Origin of the sequence: Streptomonospora mangrovi (genome assembly GCF_027604915.1) — a bacterium.
GTDB classification, from domain to species: domain Bacteria; phylum Actinomycetota; class Actinomycetes; order Streptosporangiales; family Streptosporangiaceae; genus Streptomonospora; species Streptomonospora mangrovi.
Genome location: NZ_JAJAQC010000010.1, coordinates 135,719 through 153,173 on the forward strand (window position 1 = coordinate 135,719; position 17,455 = coordinate 153,173).

At 74.1% G+C, this 17,455-nt stretch carries 12 protein-coding genes; 6 read left to right on the forward strand and 6 right to left on the reverse strand.

Translation table 11 applies throughout. From position 1 onward, the window contains the following. Positions 1–48 precede the first annotated feature (48 nt). Both LG943_RS08630 and LG943_RS08635 read right to left on the reverse strand, forming a co-directional pair. Positions 49–252 (reverse strand): cold-shock protein, encoded by a 204-nt coding sequence (locus LG943_RS08630; RefSeq protein WP_067975405.1) that lies wholly within the window; start codon positions 250–252, stop codon positions 49–51. A gap of 295 nt (positions 253–547) precedes the next feature. Further along, a complete protein-coding gene (locus LG943_RS08635; RefSeq protein ID WP_270071682.1) occupies positions 548–2,179 on the reverse strand; it encodes a dolichyl-phosphate-mannose--protein mannosyltransferase in 1,632 nt (543 codons plus the stop codon). Between the two features lie 156 nt (positions 2,180–2,335). Here LG943_RS08635 and rsmI point away from each other — a divergent pair, with 156 nt between their 5' ends. Next, the gene (rsmI, locus tag LG943_RS08640; protein WP_270071683.1) at positions 2,336–3,205 is read left to right on the forward strand and encodes a 16S rRNA (cytidine(1402)-2'-O)-methyltransferase; all 870 of its coding nucleotides are present in this window, start codon (positions 2,336–2,338) and stop codon (positions 3,203–3,205) included. Between the two features lie 173 nt (positions 3,206–3,378). Here rsmI and secD read toward each other — a convergent pair whose 3' ends face one another. Both secD and LG943_RS08650 read right to left on the reverse strand, forming a co-directional pair. Further along, the gene (gene secD / locus LG943_RS08645; RefSeq protein ID WP_270071684.1) at positions 3,379–6,051 is read right to left on the reverse strand and encodes a protein translocase subunit SecD; all 2,673 of its coding nucleotides are present in this window, start codon (positions 6,049–6,051) and stop codon (positions 3,379–3,381) included. Positions 6,052–6,138: 87 nt separating this feature from the next. Further along, positions 6,139–6,531, reverse strand: coding sequence for a hypothetical protein (locus LG943_RS08650; RefSeq protein WP_270071685.1), 393 nt, complete (start codon positions 6,529–6,531; stop codon positions 6,139–6,141). A gap of 310 nt (positions 6,532–6,841) precedes the next feature. Here LG943_RS08650 and metG point away from each other — a divergent pair, with 310 nt between their 5' ends. Then, entirely contained in the window at positions 6,842–8,659 is a 1,818-nt protein-coding gene (gene metG / locus LG943_RS08655) for a methionine--tRNA ligase (RefSeq protein WP_270071686.1), read from the forward strand. A gap of 378 nt (positions 8,660–9,037) precedes the next feature. Then, complete coding sequence (locus LG943_RS08660; RefSeq protein ID WP_270071687.1) at positions 9,038–9,988, forward strand: TatD family hydrolase; 951 nt, start codon at positions 9,038–9,040, stop codon at positions 9,986–9,988. A 42-nt stretch (positions 9,989–10,030) separates the two neighbouring features. On the opposite strand, the gene LG943_RS08665 is transcribed toward LG943_RS08660, so the two are convergent. After that, complete coding sequence (locus tag LG943_RS08665; RefSeq protein WP_270071688.1) at positions 10,031–11,143, reverse strand: CaiB/BaiF CoA transferase family protein; 1,113 nt, start codon at positions 11,141–11,143, stop codon at positions 10,031–10,033. A gap of 446 nt (positions 11,144–11,589) precedes the next feature. Between LG943_RS08665 and LG943_RS08670 the strand changes: the two genes are divergently transcribed. After that, positions 11,590–12,987 carry a ubiquitin-like domain-containing protein gene (locus LG943_RS08670; protein ID WP_333486341.1) on the forward strand — a complete coding sequence of 466 codons (1,398 nt, stop codon included), beginning with the start codon at positions 11,590–11,592 and terminating at the stop codon, positions 12,985–12,987. Positions 12,988–13,255: 268 nt separating this feature from the next. Further along, complete coding sequence (gene rsmA, locus LG943_RS08675) at positions 13,256–14,212, forward strand: 16S rRNA (adenine(1518)-N(6)/adenine(1519)-N(6))-dimethyltransferase RsmA (protein ID WP_270071689.1); 957 nt, start codon at positions 13,256–13,258, stop codon at positions 14,210–14,212. A gap of 141 nt (positions 14,213–14,353) precedes the next feature. Here the strand turns inward: rsmA and LG943_RS08680 are convergent, their stop codons facing one another. Continuing rightward, a complete protein-coding gene (locus LG943_RS08680; protein ID WP_270071690.1) occupies positions 14,354–16,264 on the reverse strand; it encodes a serine/threonine-protein kinase in 1,911 nt (636 codons plus the stop codon). A gap of 262 nt (positions 16,265–16,526) precedes the next feature. Here LG943_RS08680 and LG943_RS08685 point away from each other — a divergent pair, with 262 nt between their 5' ends. After that, complete coding sequence (locus LG943_RS08685; RefSeq protein ID WP_408648568.1) at positions 16,527–17,450, forward strand: 4-(cytidine 5'-diphospho)-2-C-methyl-D-erythritol kinase; 924 nt, start codon at positions 16,527–16,529, stop codon at positions 17,448–17,450. The last annotated feature ends 5 nt before the right edge of the window (positions 17,451–17,455 follow it).

The following is a 17,455-nucleotide window of genomic DNA, read 5'->3' on the forward strand; positions in this document are numbered from 1 at the left end:
CTTCGCCCGGAGACCGAGCGAAGGGCCGAGTAACGAATTCAGGCGACGTCAGAGCGCGCGCACGTTGGACGCCTGCGGGCCCTTGGGGCCCTGGGTGATCTCGAACTCGACCGACTGGTCCTCTTCCAGGTTCCGGAAGCCGGTACCCGCGATCGCCGAGTAGTGAACGAACACGTCCGGTCCACCGCCCTCAACGGCGATGAAACCGAAACCCTTCTCAGAGTTGAACCACTTCACGGTGCCCTGAGCCATCTGCTCTCCCTTGGGGACTACATCGGGGCCGCACCCTGCTGGCCCCGGGTTGCCGAGCGCCCGTCCCCGGGAGTTCCCGCCCAAATGACAAGCGCCCACGTGAAGTTCCGTGAGGCGCCTGGGCCATCCATGGAAACTACAACCGCAACCGATCCATGAGACTACCAGCCGTATACGGGAGTTGCCGAGACTTATCCGGACGAAAATCAGTGTTCAAAAACCGGTCATTCGACGGTGCGGTTCCTGTTGATTTCTCCGGGCCGGTCGGGCATGCGTCCGCGCAATCCCGGGCGGGCTAGCCCTCGCCGCCGTTGCCGTAGATCCAGGTCTGGAACCACATGCGGTCGGCCCACGCCTCGTAGGTGATGGTCTCGGCGCTGAGCACCGGGTACAGGTAGGCGAAGTTGGCGATCACCAGCAGCAGCACCACCCCGAACACCACGCCCCCGGCCACCCGGCTCCACGGCGCGAACTCCGGACGGCTGTCGGCGGCCCCCATGGCCAGGCCGATCGCCATGGTGATGGCCAGCACCAGGAACGGCAGCATCGGCAGCGCGTAGAACACGAACATGGTGCGGTCGGGGTAGGCGAACCACGGCAGCCACCCGGCCGCCACCCCCAGCAGCACCGCGCCCGCCCGCCAGTCGCGGTAGGTCAGCCACCACCCCAGCATCACCAGCAGCGCGACGATGCCCAGCCACCACACCGCCGGCGTGCCCACGCTGAGGATGGTGGTGGAGCAGTCGGGCTGGCCGCAGGTGGAGGGCTGGTCGTTGTAGTAGAACGCCACCGGGGTGCGCATGATGATCCACTCCCACGGCTGCGACGCGTAGTCGTGCGGCTTGGACAGCCCGCTGTGGAACGTGTACATCTGCTGGTGGTAGTAGGCCAGGCTGCGCAGCCCGTTGACCGGCCCCTGCACCCACCCGGGCAGGTCGGCCAGCCAGCCCGCCATGTGCTGCTCGCCCCAGGTGCGGCCGTAGCCGCCCGAGGTCGCCAGCCACCCGCTCCAGGTGGCCAGGTAGGTCACCGCCGCCACGCCCACGGTCTGGAAGAACGCCGGCACCGCGTCGAAGCCGAACCACCGCAGCGCGGTGCGGTGGTGCCCGGCGCTGCGCCGCGCGCCGTAGTCCCAGGCCACGGTCAGCAGCCCGAACGCGGCCAGGTAGAACAGCGCCGACCACTTGCAGCCGATCGCCGCGCCCAGGCACACCCCCGCCGCGATCCGCCACCAGCGCACGCCCAGCCAGTTGGCGCCGGTGGAGCCCTGCTCGGCCAGCCGCGCCAGCCGGGCCCGGGTGCGGTCGCGGTCGATCACCAGGCAGGTGAACCCGGCCAGGATCCAGAACGTCAGGAACACGTCGACCATGGCGATGCGGCTCAGCGTGAAGTGCAGGCCGTCCAGCGCCATGATCAGCCCGGCGGCGCTGCCCAGCAGCCACGACCGGGTCATCCGCTGGGCCACGCGCACCAGCAGCAGCACCGACAGCGTGCCGAACACCGCCGCCGCCATGCGCCAGCCGGCCGGCTCCACCGGCTCGGTCATCGGCAGCAGGCCCCACAGCCAGTCGCCCGCCGCGATCATCCACTTGGCCAACGGCGGGTGCACCACGAAGTCGGCGCCGCCCGACCAGATGTCGCCGTTGCCGGTGGCCAGTTGGGCGTCGGCGTCCTCGACGGTCTCGTGCTCGTAGCCGAACACCCACAGCGCCAGCGCGTTCTTGGCGTAGTAGGTCTCGTCGAAGTAGATCTCGCCCGGCCGCCCCAGGCCCACGAACCGCAGCACGCCGGCGAACAGGGCCACCGCCAGCGCGCTGGCCCAGCCCACCCACGCCGGGAAGGGGGAGGGCGGGACCAGGCGCGCGCGGACCGTGGCGCGCCAGGTGGGATCCGGCTCGGTGGTGGCGTGGGGTGCGGTGCTGGTCATATCGGCTCTTAAGGTTGGGGCACGGGTGGACGGTCAGCGGCCGGCTTCGGCTGCCACTCGGCGGGGATTATGAGCTAACCGTAGCGTCTGGAGAACGGGGAGAACGTGACCGCAGGGGCGCGAAAGCCGGGGCACGGCGACGAATCCGCGGGCAGCGTGCGAGCGGCCGGCGGCGGCCCGGGCGCCCCGGCGGGCGCGGGCACGCTCACGCTGGCCGGACTCCCGATCGGCAACCTCGACGACGCCCCGCCGCGCCTGCTGCGCGCGCTGGAGGCGGCCGACATCATCGCCGCCGAGGACACCCGGCGGCTGCGCCAGTTCGCCTCCCGCGCCGGGCTGCGGCTGGGCGGGGAGTCCGGCGCGCGCGTGGTGTCCTACTACGACGCCAACGAGGCCCGCCGCGCCGAGGAGCTGCTGGCCGAGCTGCGCGCCGGGCGCGACGTCCTGGTGGTCACCGACGCCGGCATGCCGGGCGTCTCCGACCCCGGCTACCGCCTCGTGGCGGCCTGCGCGGCGGCGGGGGTGGCCGTCACCTCGGTGCCCGGCCCCACGGCCGTCACCACGGCCCTGGTGCTCTCCGGGCTGCCCACCGACCGCTTCTGCTTCGAGGGGTTCGCCCCCCGCAAGGGCCAGGCCGCCTACTTCGCGGCGCTGGCCGCGGAGCGCCGCACCATGGTGTTCTTCGAGAGCCCCCACCGGCTCGCGGCCACCCTGGCGGCGATGGAGGCGGCCTTCGGCGCCGACCGCCGCGCGGCGGTGTGCCGCGAGCTGACCAAGACCTACGAGGAGGTCCGCCGGGCGCCGCTGGGCGAGCTGGCCGACTGGGCGCGCGGCGAGGTGCGCGGCGAGATCACCCTGGTGGTGGCCGGCGCCGCGCCCGCCGACGCGCCGCGCGAACCCGAGGACCTGGTGGCGGCCGTGGCGGCGCGCGAGGCCGAGGGCGCCACCCGCAAGGACGCCATCCGCGACGTCGCCCGCGAGCTGGGCGTGCCCAAGCGCGAGGTCTACGACGCCGTGCACCGCTGAGCGGGCGGGCCGGGGCCGGGCGGCGGGCCGGGTGGGCCGGCCGGCCCTGATCCCGGCGGCGCGGGCCGCCCCGGTTGGGCGGCGGCGCTGAGGTCCGGGAACGGCGAAGGGGGCCGGGCGCTGGGCCCGACCCCCTCGTCACCTCCCGCGCGTCCGCGCGGCGGGCGTGGCCGCTAGACCACCGCGCCGTCGCTCTGCTCGCGGGCGGCGCGCAGCTCGCGGCGCTGCTTGGTGCGCTTCTCGCGGATGACGTGCGGCGGCGGGGTCTTGTCCCACCGCTGCAACCAGGAGGCCAGCGGCGCGGCCACCAGCATCGTGGAGAACACGCCCGATATCAGGCCGACCAGCATCGCCACCGAGAAGTCGCGCAGCGACGACCCGCCGAAGACCGCCAGCGTGGCCAGGATGAACACGCCGCCGATGGTGGTGTTCACCGTTCGCGGCAGCGTGTGCAGGATCGCCGTGTTGGTGATCCTGGCGAACGTGGACTTGCTGTCCTGCGCCCACTCGTCGCGCACCCGGTCGAACACCACCACCGAGTCGTTCACCGAGAAGCCGATGACGCTCAGGATGGCCGCCAGGAACACGCCGTCGATGGGCCGGCCCAGCCAGCAGAACAGGCCGATCACCAGCACGATGTCGAACGCCAGCGCCAGCATCGTGGACAGGCCGAACGACCAGCGGAACCGCCAGCCCAGGTAGACCATCTGGAGGGCCAGCGCCGCGACCAGCGCGATGAGCGCGCGGTTGCGCAGCTCGTCGCCCATGCTCGGGCCGATCCGCTCGTCGGAGATCCGCTCGGCGCCCCCGGCCTCGGCCTCCAGCGCCTCCTGGACGTCGGCGGCCTCGTCGTCGCTGATGGGGCCGGTGCGCACGGAGACGTCGCCGTCGCCGGACTCCTGCACCACGGCGGTGGGGAACCCGGCCTCGGCGACCGCCTGGCGGGCGTCGGCGACGCTGATGCTCTCCTGGGTGGTGAAGTCCATGACGCGGCCGCCGGTGAACTCCACGCCGAAGTTGGGCGGGCGCACGACGATGCCGACGATGGCCACCACGGTGACCAGCCCGGCGATGCCCAGCCACAGCCTGCCGCGCGACATCAGGTCGGGGTTGCGGGTGGTGAGCCACTCGCGCACCCGGCTGATCTTGGAGATGCCGCTGAGGGCGGGGTGCTTGCGCACGATCTTGCGCCGCACGGTCCACTCCACCAGCACCCGGGCGATGACCAGCGCCGAGACCATCGACGCCACGGTGCCCAGGCCCAGGGTGACGCCGAAGCCGCGCACGGTGCCCGAGGCGAAGAAGAACAGCAGGGCGGCGGCGATGAGCGTGGTGATGTTGGTGTCGATGACCGCGCTCCACGCCTTCTGCGTGCCGGCGACGAACGCCTTTTGCAGGTTGGGCGGGATCGCGCGGCGGCGGCGCCGCGACAGCACGCCGGACTCGGCCTGCTTGGACTCGGCCTCGGTGGCGTCGGCCATGCCGGCCGACTTGTTGGCCTTGTAGACCTTCTCCTGCTGCTGGTACTCCTCACGCGCCCGTTCGAAGATCAGCACGTTGGCGTCGATCGCCATGCCGATCGCCAGCACGAACCCGGCCAGGCCGGGCAGGGTGAGGGTCGCGCTGAGCACCACCAGCGCGGCGTAGGAGATCAGCGTGTAGCAGGCCAGGGCGACCGCCGCCATGAGGCCGACCAGGCGGTAGGCCACGCAGATGTAGACGGCGGTGAGCAGGATGCCGACCGCGCCGGCGATGAAGCTGGCCTGGATGGCGTCGGCGCCCAGGGTCGGGCCCACGGTCTGGCGCTGGACCTCGGTGACCGGCAGCGGCAGCGAGCCGCCCTCGATCAGCACGGCCAGGTCCTGGGCGCTCTCCTGGGTGAAGGTGGAGCTGGTGATGGTGGTGCTGCCGCCGGTCTGGCCGACGTCGCAGGCGGTGTCGGCGTTGACCTCGGGCGAGGAGATCACCTGGTCGTCCAGCACGATGGCGATGCGGCGCGTGGCGTCGCCCTGGGGGGCGCAGGCGGCCTGGCCGGTCAGGTCGGCCCAGGCGTCCTGGCCCTCGCCGCGGAACTCGACGTTGACCTGCCACTGGGTGTTGGTGGTGGGGTCGAGGACGGCCTCGGCGTTGGCGACTTGGGCGCCCTGGATCTGGGACTCGCCGAGCTGGAGCTGGTTGCCCTGCTCGTCGGGCAGGGTGCGGGCGACGTCGTCGGGGTTCTCGGCGGGCTGCCCGCCGCCGGCGCCCGCGCCGCCCTGGCCCTGGAGGAGCTGTTCGAGCTGCTCCTGGCTCATCTCGGAGCCGCCGCCCTCGCCGCCGCCTTCACCACCGCCGTCGCCGCCGGTGTCCTGGCCGTCGGCCGGGGCGTTGGCCTCGTCGGCGGGAGCGTTGGACTCGTCGGCTGTGGCACCGGCCTCGGCGGGGGCGTTGGCGAAGTCGCCGGTGGGCGCCTGCACGCCGCTGCCCTGCGCGGGCGCCACCCCAAGCACGGGGTGGAAGGTGAGCTGGGCGGTCTGGCCCAGGATCTCGGCCGCCTCGGTGGGGTCCTGCACACCGGGCAGCTCGACGATGATGCGGTTCTCGCCTGAGCGCGACATCGTCGCCTCGCTGACGCCGAGGCTGTCGATGCGCTCGCGCAGCACCTCGATCACCTGGTCGGTGTTCTCGGCGTTGGCCTCGGTGCCGTTGGGGGCGTCCTGGGTCTCCAGGACGATCTGGGTGCCGCCGCTGAGGTCGAGACCCAGTTGCGGCGGGATGAACCAGGCGGCGCCGAACGCGCCGATCACGATGGCGAGGGAGACGAGGCCGCGCAGCCAGCGCGTTCCGGCTCCCGATTGTGTGGACAATGGACTACCTCTCACGAACAGTTCATGCGACCGTGGCGGCGCCGGCGTACGGGGCCGCGGGTGCCGCTGGACGCGGCGGGGGATGGTTCACACACGCGCGGTGAGAGGCGGCGCGCGGCCCGGCGGCAGCGCGAACGCGACGGCGGTGTCGGGCACCGGGGCCGACACCGGCGGGGGCACCCGCCCCCACGGGCCGCCCGGCGGCGGCGACCACGGGAGTTCGGGGCTGTAGGCGTCGGGCAGGTCGCGCACCTGCGGGCGGTGGTCGCCGCTCCAGCCGGGGAAGGCCAGGGCCACCGCGCCGGAGTCGCGTTCGTCCCACAGGGCGGCGGGGAGGTCGGCCGGGACGGCCGGGCGGGCGCCGTCGGCCCGCGCGGCGGGCGGCGGCACAGCGGCGGCGGTGGGCGCGACGGGCGCGCCGAGCACCAGCAGGGCCAGTGCGACGAGCACGGCGAAGGCGCGGGTGACCATGGTGACCACCGCCTTCGTCGATCCTGGGCCGTGCCGGCCGTGTCCGCTGGGCTGGAGGGGCGCGTTGGCGCGGACGCCTGTCTCGGCAGACGAGCTTAAGGAGACACCTTACCGACTCGCCACCCCGCCGGTCGCCCGGCGCGGGGCGGCCGGTGGGGGAGGAGGGGTCGATGGGGAGGGGCCGGGTGGGGGCGGGCCACCGGGGGCGGCGGGGCCGCAGGGGGACGGGCGGGGTGCCGTCCGCGGGAGGTGAGATCGCGTTGTCCACAGGCCGCGAAACTCGGCTGAACCGGCGGCGCGGCGGCTTTAGGCTTGTGGCATGTCGTCGAAACGCCACATCCTGACCGCGGTGGCCTGGCCTTACGCCAACGGCCCCCGCCACATCGGACACGTCTCCGGGTTCGGAGTCCCCTCCGACGTCTTCGCGCGCTTCCAGCGAATGTCCGGGCACGACGTCCTGATGGTCAGCGGCACCGACGAGCACGGCACCCCCGTGCAGGTCCTCGCCGACCAGGAGGGTGTCACCCCGCGCCAACTGGCCGACCGCTACAACCAGGTCATCGTCGAGGACCTGGTCGCCCTCGGCCTGTCCTACGACCTGTTCACCCGCACCACCACCGGCAACCACTACGCCGTGGCCCAGGAACTGTTCACCGGGCTCTACGACAACGGCTACATCTTCACCCGCACCACCAAGGGCGCCATCTCGCCCTCCACCGGCCGCACCCTGCCCGACCGCTACATCGAGGGCACCTGCCCCATCTGCGGCTACGACAGCGCGCGCGGCGACCAGTGCGACAACTGCGGCAACCAGCTCGACCCCATCGACCTCATCGAGCCCCGCTCCAAGGTCAACGGCGAGGTCCCCGAGTTCGTCGACACCGAGCACTTCATGCTCGACCTGCCGGCGTTCGCCGAGGTCCTGGGCACCTGGCTCACCTCCAAGTCCGGCCAGTGGCGGCCCAACGTCCTGAAGTTCTCGCTGAACCTGCTGCACGACCTCCAGCCGCGCGCGGTCACCCGCGACCTCAACTGGGGCGTGCCGATCCCGCTGGAGGGCTGGAGCGACAACGCCAACAAGCGGCTCTACGTCTGGTTCGACGCCGTCGTGGGCTACCTGTCGGCGGCGGTGGAGTGGGCCAAGCGCACCGGCGACCCCGACGCCTGGCGGCGCTGGTGGCAGGACCCCGAGGCGGAGTCCTACTACTTCATGGGCAAGGACAACATCGTCTTCCACGCCGAGATCTGGCCGGCGATGCTCATGGGCTACAGCGGCATCGGCGACCGCGACGGCGGCGCCGGCTCGCTGGGCGCGCTCAACCTGCCCACCGAGGTCGTCTCCAGCGAGTTCCTGACCATGGAGGGCCGCAAGTTCTCCTCGTCGCGGCGCGTGGCCATCTACGTCCGCGACTTCCTGGAGCGCTACTCCGCCGACGCCCTGCGCTACTACATCATCGCGGCCGGCCCCGAGACCCAGGACACCGACTTCACCTGGGCCGAGTTCGTCCGCCGCAACAACGACGAACTCGTGGCCGCCTGGGGCAACCTCGTCAACCGCACGATCTCCATGGCCGCCAAGTACATCGGCGAGATCCCCGAGGCCGGCGACCTCACCGACGACGACCGCCGGGTCCTGGACCACTCCCGGGCGGCGTTCGCCGCCGTGGGCGAGCACCTGGACCGCTCGCGGTTCAAGGCCGGGCTCCAGGAGGCCATGCGCACCGTCGCCGAGGCCAACAAGTACCTCTCCGACCAGGCGCCCTGGGCGCTGCGCAAGACCGACCCCGACCGCATGCGCACCGTCCTGCACGTCGCGCTGCAACTGGTCGACGACGCCAAGACCCTGCTCACCCCGTTCCTGCCGGCGTCCTCCAACAAGGTCCACACCATGCTGGGCGGCACCGGGATGTGGTCGGTCATGCCGCACGTCGAGGACGCCGTCGACACCATCGGCGGCGACGGCGAACCCACCACCTACCAGGTGATCACCGGCGACTACGCCGCCAGCCAGGCCCGCTGGGAGTCCGTGCCGGTGCGCCCGGGCACCCCGCTGTCGGCGCCCACCCCGCTGTTCACCAAGCTCGACCCCGCCGTGGCCGACGAGGAGGTCGCCCGGCTGGAGAACGCCGTGAAGTAGCCCCCCCACCCCGGGCCCGCCCGGCCGCGCCCCCCCCCCCCCCCCCCGGGCCGGGCAGGCGGCCGGGTTCGCCCGGCCGGGTGTCCCGGACCGGGCAGCGGGCCGCCGGGGACGGCGGTCCCGGGCAGGCCGGGGCAGCCGGAATTCCCGGCGCGTCCAGGCGGTTGCCAGTGCGGGAGCGGCCGTGCCCCGTCGTGCTCGGCAGGGCGCGGGAGAGCGCGAGCGGCCGCGCCGGGCACCGGTGCGCCGACCCGTGATCAGGCGCGCCCGTGAACCCGGCGCGCACCCGTCCGCACCGGTGCGCCGGGCGCGCACCCGCCCTACCACCGACCCCACCACCGATCCCATCACCGACTCGACCACCAGGGGGACCCGCCCATGGGCAAGCGAAGCGGCCAGGCCGTCCGCAACCGCAACGCGCAGACGCCGCCGGAGCCGCCGGAGCCCCTGCGCGTCGCCGTGGGCGACAGCCACACCCACATGGACATGCAGACCCCCGAGGTGGCGGAGATCATCGCGGCCGCCGAGGCGGTGGGGGTCACCCCGCTGATGCAGGTGGGCGTGGACGTCGCGTCGTCGCAGTGGGCCGCCGAGGTCGCCGACCGCCACCCCGGGCAGGTGTGGGCGGCCGTGGCGCTGCACCCCAACGAGGCCCCCCGGATCGTGCACGGCGACGGCGCGCCGGGGGTCGAGGTGGACGACACCGACTGGGCGGGCAAGGTCCGCCCGCCCGGTGGCCGGGCCGGGCTGGAGGAGGCCCTGGCCGAGATCGACCGGCTGGCCGCCCTGCCCCGCGTGCGCGCGGTCGGCGAGACCGGCCTGGACTACTTCCGCACCGGCGAGGAGGGTGTGCGCGCCCAGCAGGAGTCGTTCCGCCGCCACATCGACATCGCCAAGCGGCACGGCCGCGCGCTGATGATCCACGACCGCGACGCCCACGACGACGTCCTGAGCGTCCTGGCCGAGGAGGGCGCGCCCGAGACGGTGGTTTTCCACTGCTTCTCCGGCGACGCCGACATGGCCAAGGTCTGCGCCGAGCACGGCTACTACATGAGCTTCGCCGGGAACGTCACCTTCGCCAGCGCCGAGCCGCTCCGCGAGGCGGCGGCAGCAGCCCCGCCCGAGCTGGTCCTGGTCGAGACCGACGCCCCGTTCCTGACGCCCAAGCCCTACCGGGGCCGCCCCAACGCGCCCTACCTCATCCCCTACACCCTGCGCGCGCTGGCCGAGGTCAAGGGCATGGCCGAGGACGACCTCGCCGCGACGGTGGCGGCCAACGGCCGCCGCGCGTTCCGCCTGGACTCCGCACCGGAAAGCCCGCGCGAGTAGCCGTCCACCCCGGCCTTCCACCACCCACCCGGGCTTTCGCCCCTACCTCGGCTCCACCTCCTCCACACCCCACGCCTTCAGGGTTTCGGTCAGGTCGGGCTCGGGGAACTCGGGGTCGCGGGTGGAGCGGCTCGGGGTGCGGTCGAACCGGGGGGCGGGGCCGGGGTAGAGGTGGCCGTCCTTCTCCACGACCGAGCCCCGGGCGCGGACGTGCGGGTGTTCCGCGGCCTCCGGCATGGACAGGATCGGCTGCACGCAGGCGTCGGTGCCCTCGAAGACCGCCGCCCACTCGTCGCGGGTGCGGGTGCGCAGGACCTCGGCGAACCGCTCCCGCAGCTTTGGCCAGCGCTCGCGGTCCCACTGGCCGGGCAGGTCGGGGTCGTCGGCCAGGCCCACGCCCGCCAGGAACGCGGCGTAGAACTGCGGCTCGATGCAGCCCACCGACACGTGGCGGCCGTCGGCGCACGTGTAGACGTCGTACCAGGGCGCCCCGGTGTCGAGGTAGTTGGTGCCGCGCTCGTCGGTCCAGGAGCCGCGGGCGCGGTCCTCGTAGACCATCGACATCAGCAGCGCGCTGCCGTCGACCATCGCGGCGTCCACCACCTGCCCGCGCCCCGACGTCTGCCGCTCCACCAGCGCGCTGAGGATCCCGGTGACCACGAACATGGTGCCGCCGCCGAAGTCGCCGAGCAGGTTGACCGGCGGCACGGGCGCCTCGCCGCTGCGGCCGATGCTGTGCAGGGCCCCGTTGAGCGAGATGTAGTTCATGTCGTGCCCGGCGGCGCGCGCCAGCGGGCCGTCCTGCCCCCACCCCGTCATGCGCGCGTAGACCAGCCGCGGGTTCAGTTCCAGGCACACCTCGGGCCCCAGGCCCAGCCGCTCCAGCACCCCCGGCCGGAACCCCTCCAGCAGCACGTCGGCGGCGCCCACGAGGCGCTTGGCGGTGTCCACGCCGGCCTGCGACTTCAGGTCCACCCCCAGCACCGGCCGGCCCGCCGTCATGTGCGGCCGGGCGCCCTGGCGGGCGGCCTCGGCCGCCGCCGGGCGGTCCAGCCGGACCACGCTCGCCCCCAGGTCGGCGAGCAGCATCGCCGCCATGGGACCGGGACCGATCCCGGTGAACTCCACGACCCGGATTCCGTGCAGAGGCCCCATCAGCGCCCTTTCCGTGCCTGCCTGCGGGCGGAGGCGCCCGGAGCCGGGAGGGGACCCGGGCGCGCGCAGGTGCGTCGAATCTCGTTCGGTTCGGTTTTCGGCTCTCATTGTCGGGGTGTTCGAGGTGCGCCCACAACCAGCGCCGACGCCTGTGCCCGGCCGCGCGGCGGCGACCGGGTGGCCGGGTTTCCCGCCGCCGCCGGGATCACAGCATCCGGCCGCCGGCCCGAGGGCTGGTGCGGGCCGGTAAGGGCGTCGTCACCCGGAGGATTCGGACAAGACCTAACCGATGCCCAAGGTGGTGTGATAGCTTCCGGAACACAGCAGCGGTCGGATGCGGCGCACTCGCCCCCGACCCACCGCGAGCCGTGCGCCCTCCGCCGGCTCGCCCCCTCTTTTTCGAGTTCCCCCCTCATCCGTGAGCGATCGCGAAGGCCGAGACCAACGTGCGTAGTTCGTCCAACCGCGGATCCCACCGCGGCAGCCGCAGGGCACCGAGCAAGCCCGGCCGCCAGCCCCGCCGAGGCGGCGCCCCCGACAGCACCGGAGCGGCCGGGCGGCAGGACGCGCAGGGACACCCCGGCCCGGCCGCCCCGCCCCCCGGTCCCCACCCCGGCGCCGGGTACCCCGGGCCGGACGGCGCCGCCGCCACCGCGCAGTTCGCCGCCGCGCCCGCCGGTCCGGGCGGCCCCCGCTCCGGGCGCTCGGGGCGGCGGCAGGGCCGGGGCGGCCTGCCGGGCGTGCTGCGCTCCCGCGCGGCCGTGATCGGCGCCGCCGCGGCCGCGCTGCTGCTGATCGGCGGCGGCACGGCGTTCGCCATGGACCAGCGCATCACCCTCAACGTCGACGGCGACGAGCGCGTCGTGCACACCTACGGCGCCACGGTGCAGGACGTGCTGGACTCCGCCGGGGTCACCCTCGGCGAGCACGACGCGGTGGCGCCCGACCTCGGCACCGAACTGGGCCGGGGCGACAGCGTGCTGGTGCGCTCCGGCCGGGAGTTCACCCTCACCGTCGACGGGAAGTCCGAGACCCACTGGGTGACCGCGCTGACGGTCGGCGAGGCCATGGACCAGCTCGGCATGAGCGGCGAGCCGCTGGAGCTGTCGGTGGACCGGGGCGCCGAGATCCCCGAGGACGGTCTGGAGGTCGAGGCCAAGGAGGCCCTCCAGGTGGTCATCCTGCGCGACCGGGTCCGCGTCGAGACCGCCACCACCGCCGGCACCGTCGAGCAGGTCCTCAAGGACAACGGCATCACCCCCGGTGAGCACGACATCGTCAAGCCCAAGCTCGACACCAAGCCCAAGGACGGCATGGTCATCGACGTCATGGAGCTGCTCACCGAGCCCAAGACCGAAGAGGTGCCGATCGAGGCGAAGATGGAGGAGCGGGAGAACCCCGACCTCCCCGCCGGCGAGGAGAACGTCGTCCAGGAGCCCAAGGACGGCGTGCGCGAGATCACCACGGCCATGGTCATGCAGGAGGGCGAGGAGACCGAGTACGTCATCAAGGAGGAGGTCGTCGAGGAGCCGGTCAACGGGATCACCGAGATCGGCACCAAGGAGGAGCCCGAGATCGACTCCTCGGCCGAGGCCGCCAGCCTGAACTGGTCCGCCCTCGCCGAATGCGAGTCCGGCGGCGACCCCACGGCGGTCAACTCCGCGGGCGGCTACTACGGCCTCTACCAGTTCTCGATGGCCACCTGGCAGTCCGCCGGCGGCAGCGGCTCCCCGGCCGACGCCAGCCCCGAGGAGCAGACCATGCGCGCGCAGAAGCTCTACGACATGGTCGGCGGCAACTGGCAGAGCCAGTGGCCGGAGTGCGGCGTCCACCTCTTCGACTGACCTCCGCTCCGACCGGCCGACAGACCGACCGGCTCCGCGGCGCACCCGCCGCGCGCGGGCACCCGCGACCTGTGGGCGCCGTCCCCTTCCCGGGGCGGCGCCCACAGGCGTCTTCGGGCGGTCCCGAACGCGCCCGAGGCCCGGCGGCCGCCCTGGTGTCAGTCCCCGCCCTCGGCATTGCCCCATCGCTGCCCACCGCCCGTGGCCCCGCCCCCGGCCCGCCCGCCGCCGGCGCGGTCCTGACTCTCGGCGCTGGCAGAATGGCCCCGTGACCCCTTCCGACTCCGCCGGCGACGCTCGGCTGCTCACCCCCGCCGACATCCGGCGGCTGGCCGAGCGCACCGGCGTCCGGCCGACCAAGACCCTGGGCCAGAACTTCGTCATCGACGGCGGCACCGTGCGCCGCATCGTGCGCACCTCCGAGGTCGCGGCGGACGACGTGGTGCTGGAGGTGGGGCCCGGCCTGGGGTCGCTCACGCTGGCGCTGCTGCCCCACGCCCGCGCCGTCACCGCCGTCGAGATCGACCCGCGCCTGGCCGAGGCGCTGCCGGCCACGGTCGCCGAGTTCGCCCCCGGCCACGCCGACCGGCTGCGGGTGGTCACCGCCGACGCCATGCGCGTCACCGAGCTCCCCGGCCCCGCGCCCACCGCCCTGGTCGCCAACCTGCCCTACAACGTCGCCGTGCCCGTCCTGCTGCACCTGCTGGAACTGCTGCCCTCGCTGCGGCGCGGCCTGGTCATGGTGCAGGCCGAGGTCGCCGACCGGCTCGCCGCCCCGCCCGGCAGCCGCACCTACGGCGCGCCCTCGGCCAAGGCCGCCTGGTACGCCGAGGTGCGCCGGGCCGGTGCGGTGGGCCGCAGCGTGTTCTGGCCCGCGCCCAACGTCGACTCCGGCCTGGTGGCGCTGCGCCGCCGCCCCGCGCCCGAGGCCGGTGTGGACCGGCGCGCGGTGTTCGCCGTGGTCGACGCGGCGTTCGCGCAGCGGCGCAAGACCCTGCGCGCGGCCCTGGCCGGCTGGGCGGGGTCGGCGCCGGCCGCCGAGCGGGTGCTGCGCGCCGCCGGGATCGACCCGGGCGCGCGCGGCGAGGCGCTGGGCATCGAGGCGTTCACCCGCATCGCCGCCGCCCGCGCCGCCGAGGACGCCGGAACCGCCGACACAGGGGGAGCGGCCGCAGGGGGATCCGGGTCGTCCGCCCCTGCCGAGCCCCGCCCCGACGCGGGCTGAGACGGGCTGAGGAGGGGCGCAGGCGCCCTCACCGGCCCCCGGGCGGGGCGCCCGTGCGGCCCGCGCCTCGGCGCGGCCCCGGGCACCCCCCTGACACGGGTTCCGGCGGCGCCTGCCGCCCGCCCGAACCCCGCCCCGGGGTCAGGACACCCGGGTGACCTCGGCCACCGGGACGGTGGCGGCCTCGTCGGTGTCGCCGCTGCTGAGGTGCAGGGTGGCGGACTCGACCACCGACTCCTCCAGCACGAAGAACACCACCTGCCCCTCGGCCTGCTCGCCGGCGTCGATGGAGCCCCACAGCGGCGCCTGCTCCTCCATCACCGAGGGCTCCTCGGCGGACTGGAAGTTCTGCGTGGAGCGCTCCAGCCGCTGCTGCTCGTGCTCCAGGGTGATCGCCTCGGCGCTGGTGTTGCGCACCGTCACGGCGAACACGCAGTAGGTGCCCCGGCTGACCCGCGCGCGGCCCTCGACCATCGGCGAGCACCGGTACTCGTGCACGCTGAACACCATGCGGCCGTCGCTGGCGCTGTTGGGCGCCGCCGCGTCCTCGGGCTGGCCGCCCGCGCCGCGCTCGGCGGAGTCCTCGCCGCCGCCGTCGGGGCCGCCGGTCTCCTCGGCCTCGGGGCCGTCGCCCGAACCGGGCCAGATGAGGTTCTGCATGCCCAGCAGGGTCAGCGTGGTGAACAGCAGCACCGCCAGGATGACCGCCACCACGGCCGTGACGGCCACCCAGCGCAGCCGGCGGCGGCCCGGCTGCATGGGCCGGTGCGGCGGCAGCGAGGCGGGCGGGACGTAGGGCTGGGCGTGCGGGCGCGGCGCGCCGCCGGTCTGGTCCGGCGGTGGCGGCACACGCGGGATGGGACCGGTCTGGTTGGGCGCCACGGTGGCGTACTGGCCGGTCTGGTGGCCCTGGGGCTGCCCCGGGCCGTTCGGGGGAGCCTGCGGCGGACCGGCCTGGCCCTGGTGCGGCGGCCCCGCCGGCCGCTGCATCGGCTGGCTGTGGTGGGCCGGCTGGGCGCGCATGGGCGCGGGCTGCGGCGGGCCGGCGTAGTGCGGCGGGGGACCGGGCGGGCCCGGGCGGCGCATGCCGCCGTGGGTCTGGTGCGGGTTGGGCGGCGGTCCGGGCATGGGGCCGCCCATCGGCGGCAGGTTGGGGTGCCAGGAGGCGTTCAGCGCGTGGCTGACCATGTCGTTGGCGTCGGCGCCGCCGCCGGAGTCGTCGCCCCCGGCCAGCTCCAGCAGCAGGTCCTGGGCCTTGGGCCGGCGCTCGGGCTCCTTGGCCAGGGCCTGGGTGACCAGGCGGTCCAGCGGGCTGTCGAGGTTGCCGATGTAGGGCTCGGCGAACAGCACCCGCTTGCCCAGGGTCATGGCGTCGCCGTTGCCGAAGGGGTGCACGCCGTTGCCGGCGAACGCCACCAGGCAGCCCCACGCGAAGATGTCGGCCGCGGTGGTGACCTTCTCCTCAAGGAGCTGCTCGGGCGCCATCCACCCGGGGCTGCCCATGACGATCCCGGTCTGGGTGTGGTTGGTGGCGGTGTTCATCGCGCGGGCGATGCCGAAGTCGATCACCCGCGGCCCCGACAGCGACAGCAGCACGTTAGCGGGTTTGAGGTCGCGGTGCACCAGGCCGGTGCGGTGGATGGCCGCCAGCGCGGCGGCGACCCCCAGCGCGAAGCCGTGGAGGGTGCTGGAGTCCAGCGGGCCGTGCTCGGCGATGTGCTCGGCCAGGGCGGTCCCCGCGATGTACTCGGTGACCATGTAGGGGCGGTTCTCGAACGTGCCGTGGTCGAGGACCTTGGCGGTGCAGAAGGAGGCGACCCTGCGGGCGTTCTCCATCTCGTCGCGGAAGCGGGCCCGGGTGGCCTCGTCGAAGGCGAGTTCGGGCCGGATCACCTTGATGGCGACCTGGGCGCCCTTCTCGGGGGTGCGGCCGAGGTACACCGTGCCCATTCCGCCGCTGCCGAGCCGTCCGGCCAGCACATATGGACCGATGGTCGCCGGATCTCCGGCAGCCAACGGTTCCAGGTTCTTCGGGAGCCCATCCGACGGCAAGCGACCCTCCCCGACGGTGTCCTAACTCCGCCTGGCCCCCAAGGTAGCGGTGATTGTGTCCCGATACCCACCCGTGCAGGCCACGGCGCCCGGATCCGGACAGCCGAGACGGCGCGAGGGCGGATGGGACCGTTCCGGTGACTCCCACCATCATCGGGAAGACGCGTGGACCGCACAAGAGTCCCGAGTCGGGAATGCGGGTTCACGGGGGTGGGGGTTCCTTTACGATCTAGGACTCGTGACCACTAAGACCGCCGTGACCGTGCGGGTCCCCGCGAAGGTGAACCTTCAGTTGGCGGTAGGGCCGGCGCGCGAAGATGGATACCACGATCTGGTCAATGTCTTCCACGCTGTAGCGCTGTTCGACGAGGTTACCGTTACCGGGGCCGACTCGCGCCCAGAAGGCGCCTGCGCCGGGCTGGGTGTCGAGGACGCCACGGGCGGCGGCCTGGCCGCGCACGTGGCCCGGGTGCCCGTCGACGGCACCAACCTCGCCGCCCGCGCGGCCGAGCTGGTGGCGCGGACCTGCGGCGGACCGGGCGCGGTGCCGCCGGTGCGGCTGCTGCTGCGCAAGGCGATCCCGGTCGCGGGGGGCATGGCGGGGGGCAGCGCCGACGCCGCCGCCGCGCTGGTGGCGTGCAACACGTGGTGGGACGCCGGGCTCACCCGCGCAGACCTGCTGGAGCTGGCCGCGCAACTGGGCAGCGACGTCGCGTTCCCGCTGCTGGGCGGCACGGCCGTGGGCACCGGGCGCGGCGAGGTGCTGAGCCCGGTGGAGAGCCCGGGGCGCTACCACTGGGTGTTCGCGCTCGCCGAGGGCGGGCTGTCGACCCCCGAGGTGTTCGCCGCCTACGACCGGCTGCGGCCCGACGCGCCCGTCCCGCAGGGCGACCCCGATCTGATGGCCGCTCTCGCGGCGGGCGACGCCGCCCGCCTCGGCGCGGCGCTCAGCAACGACCTGGAGCCAGCCGCGCTGGAGCTGCGCCCCGAACTGGGCGCGGTGCTGGAGTGCGGCCGGGCGGCCGGAGCGCTGGGCGCGTTCGTGTCGGGCTCGGGCCCCACGTGCGCGTTCCTGGCGGAGTCGCCCGACCACGCGGCGGCCGTCGCGGCGGCCCTGGAGGAGTCGGGCCGCTGTGAACGCGCGGTCACCGCCTACGGCGACGTCCCGGGGGCGACGCCGGTGTAGGGGGC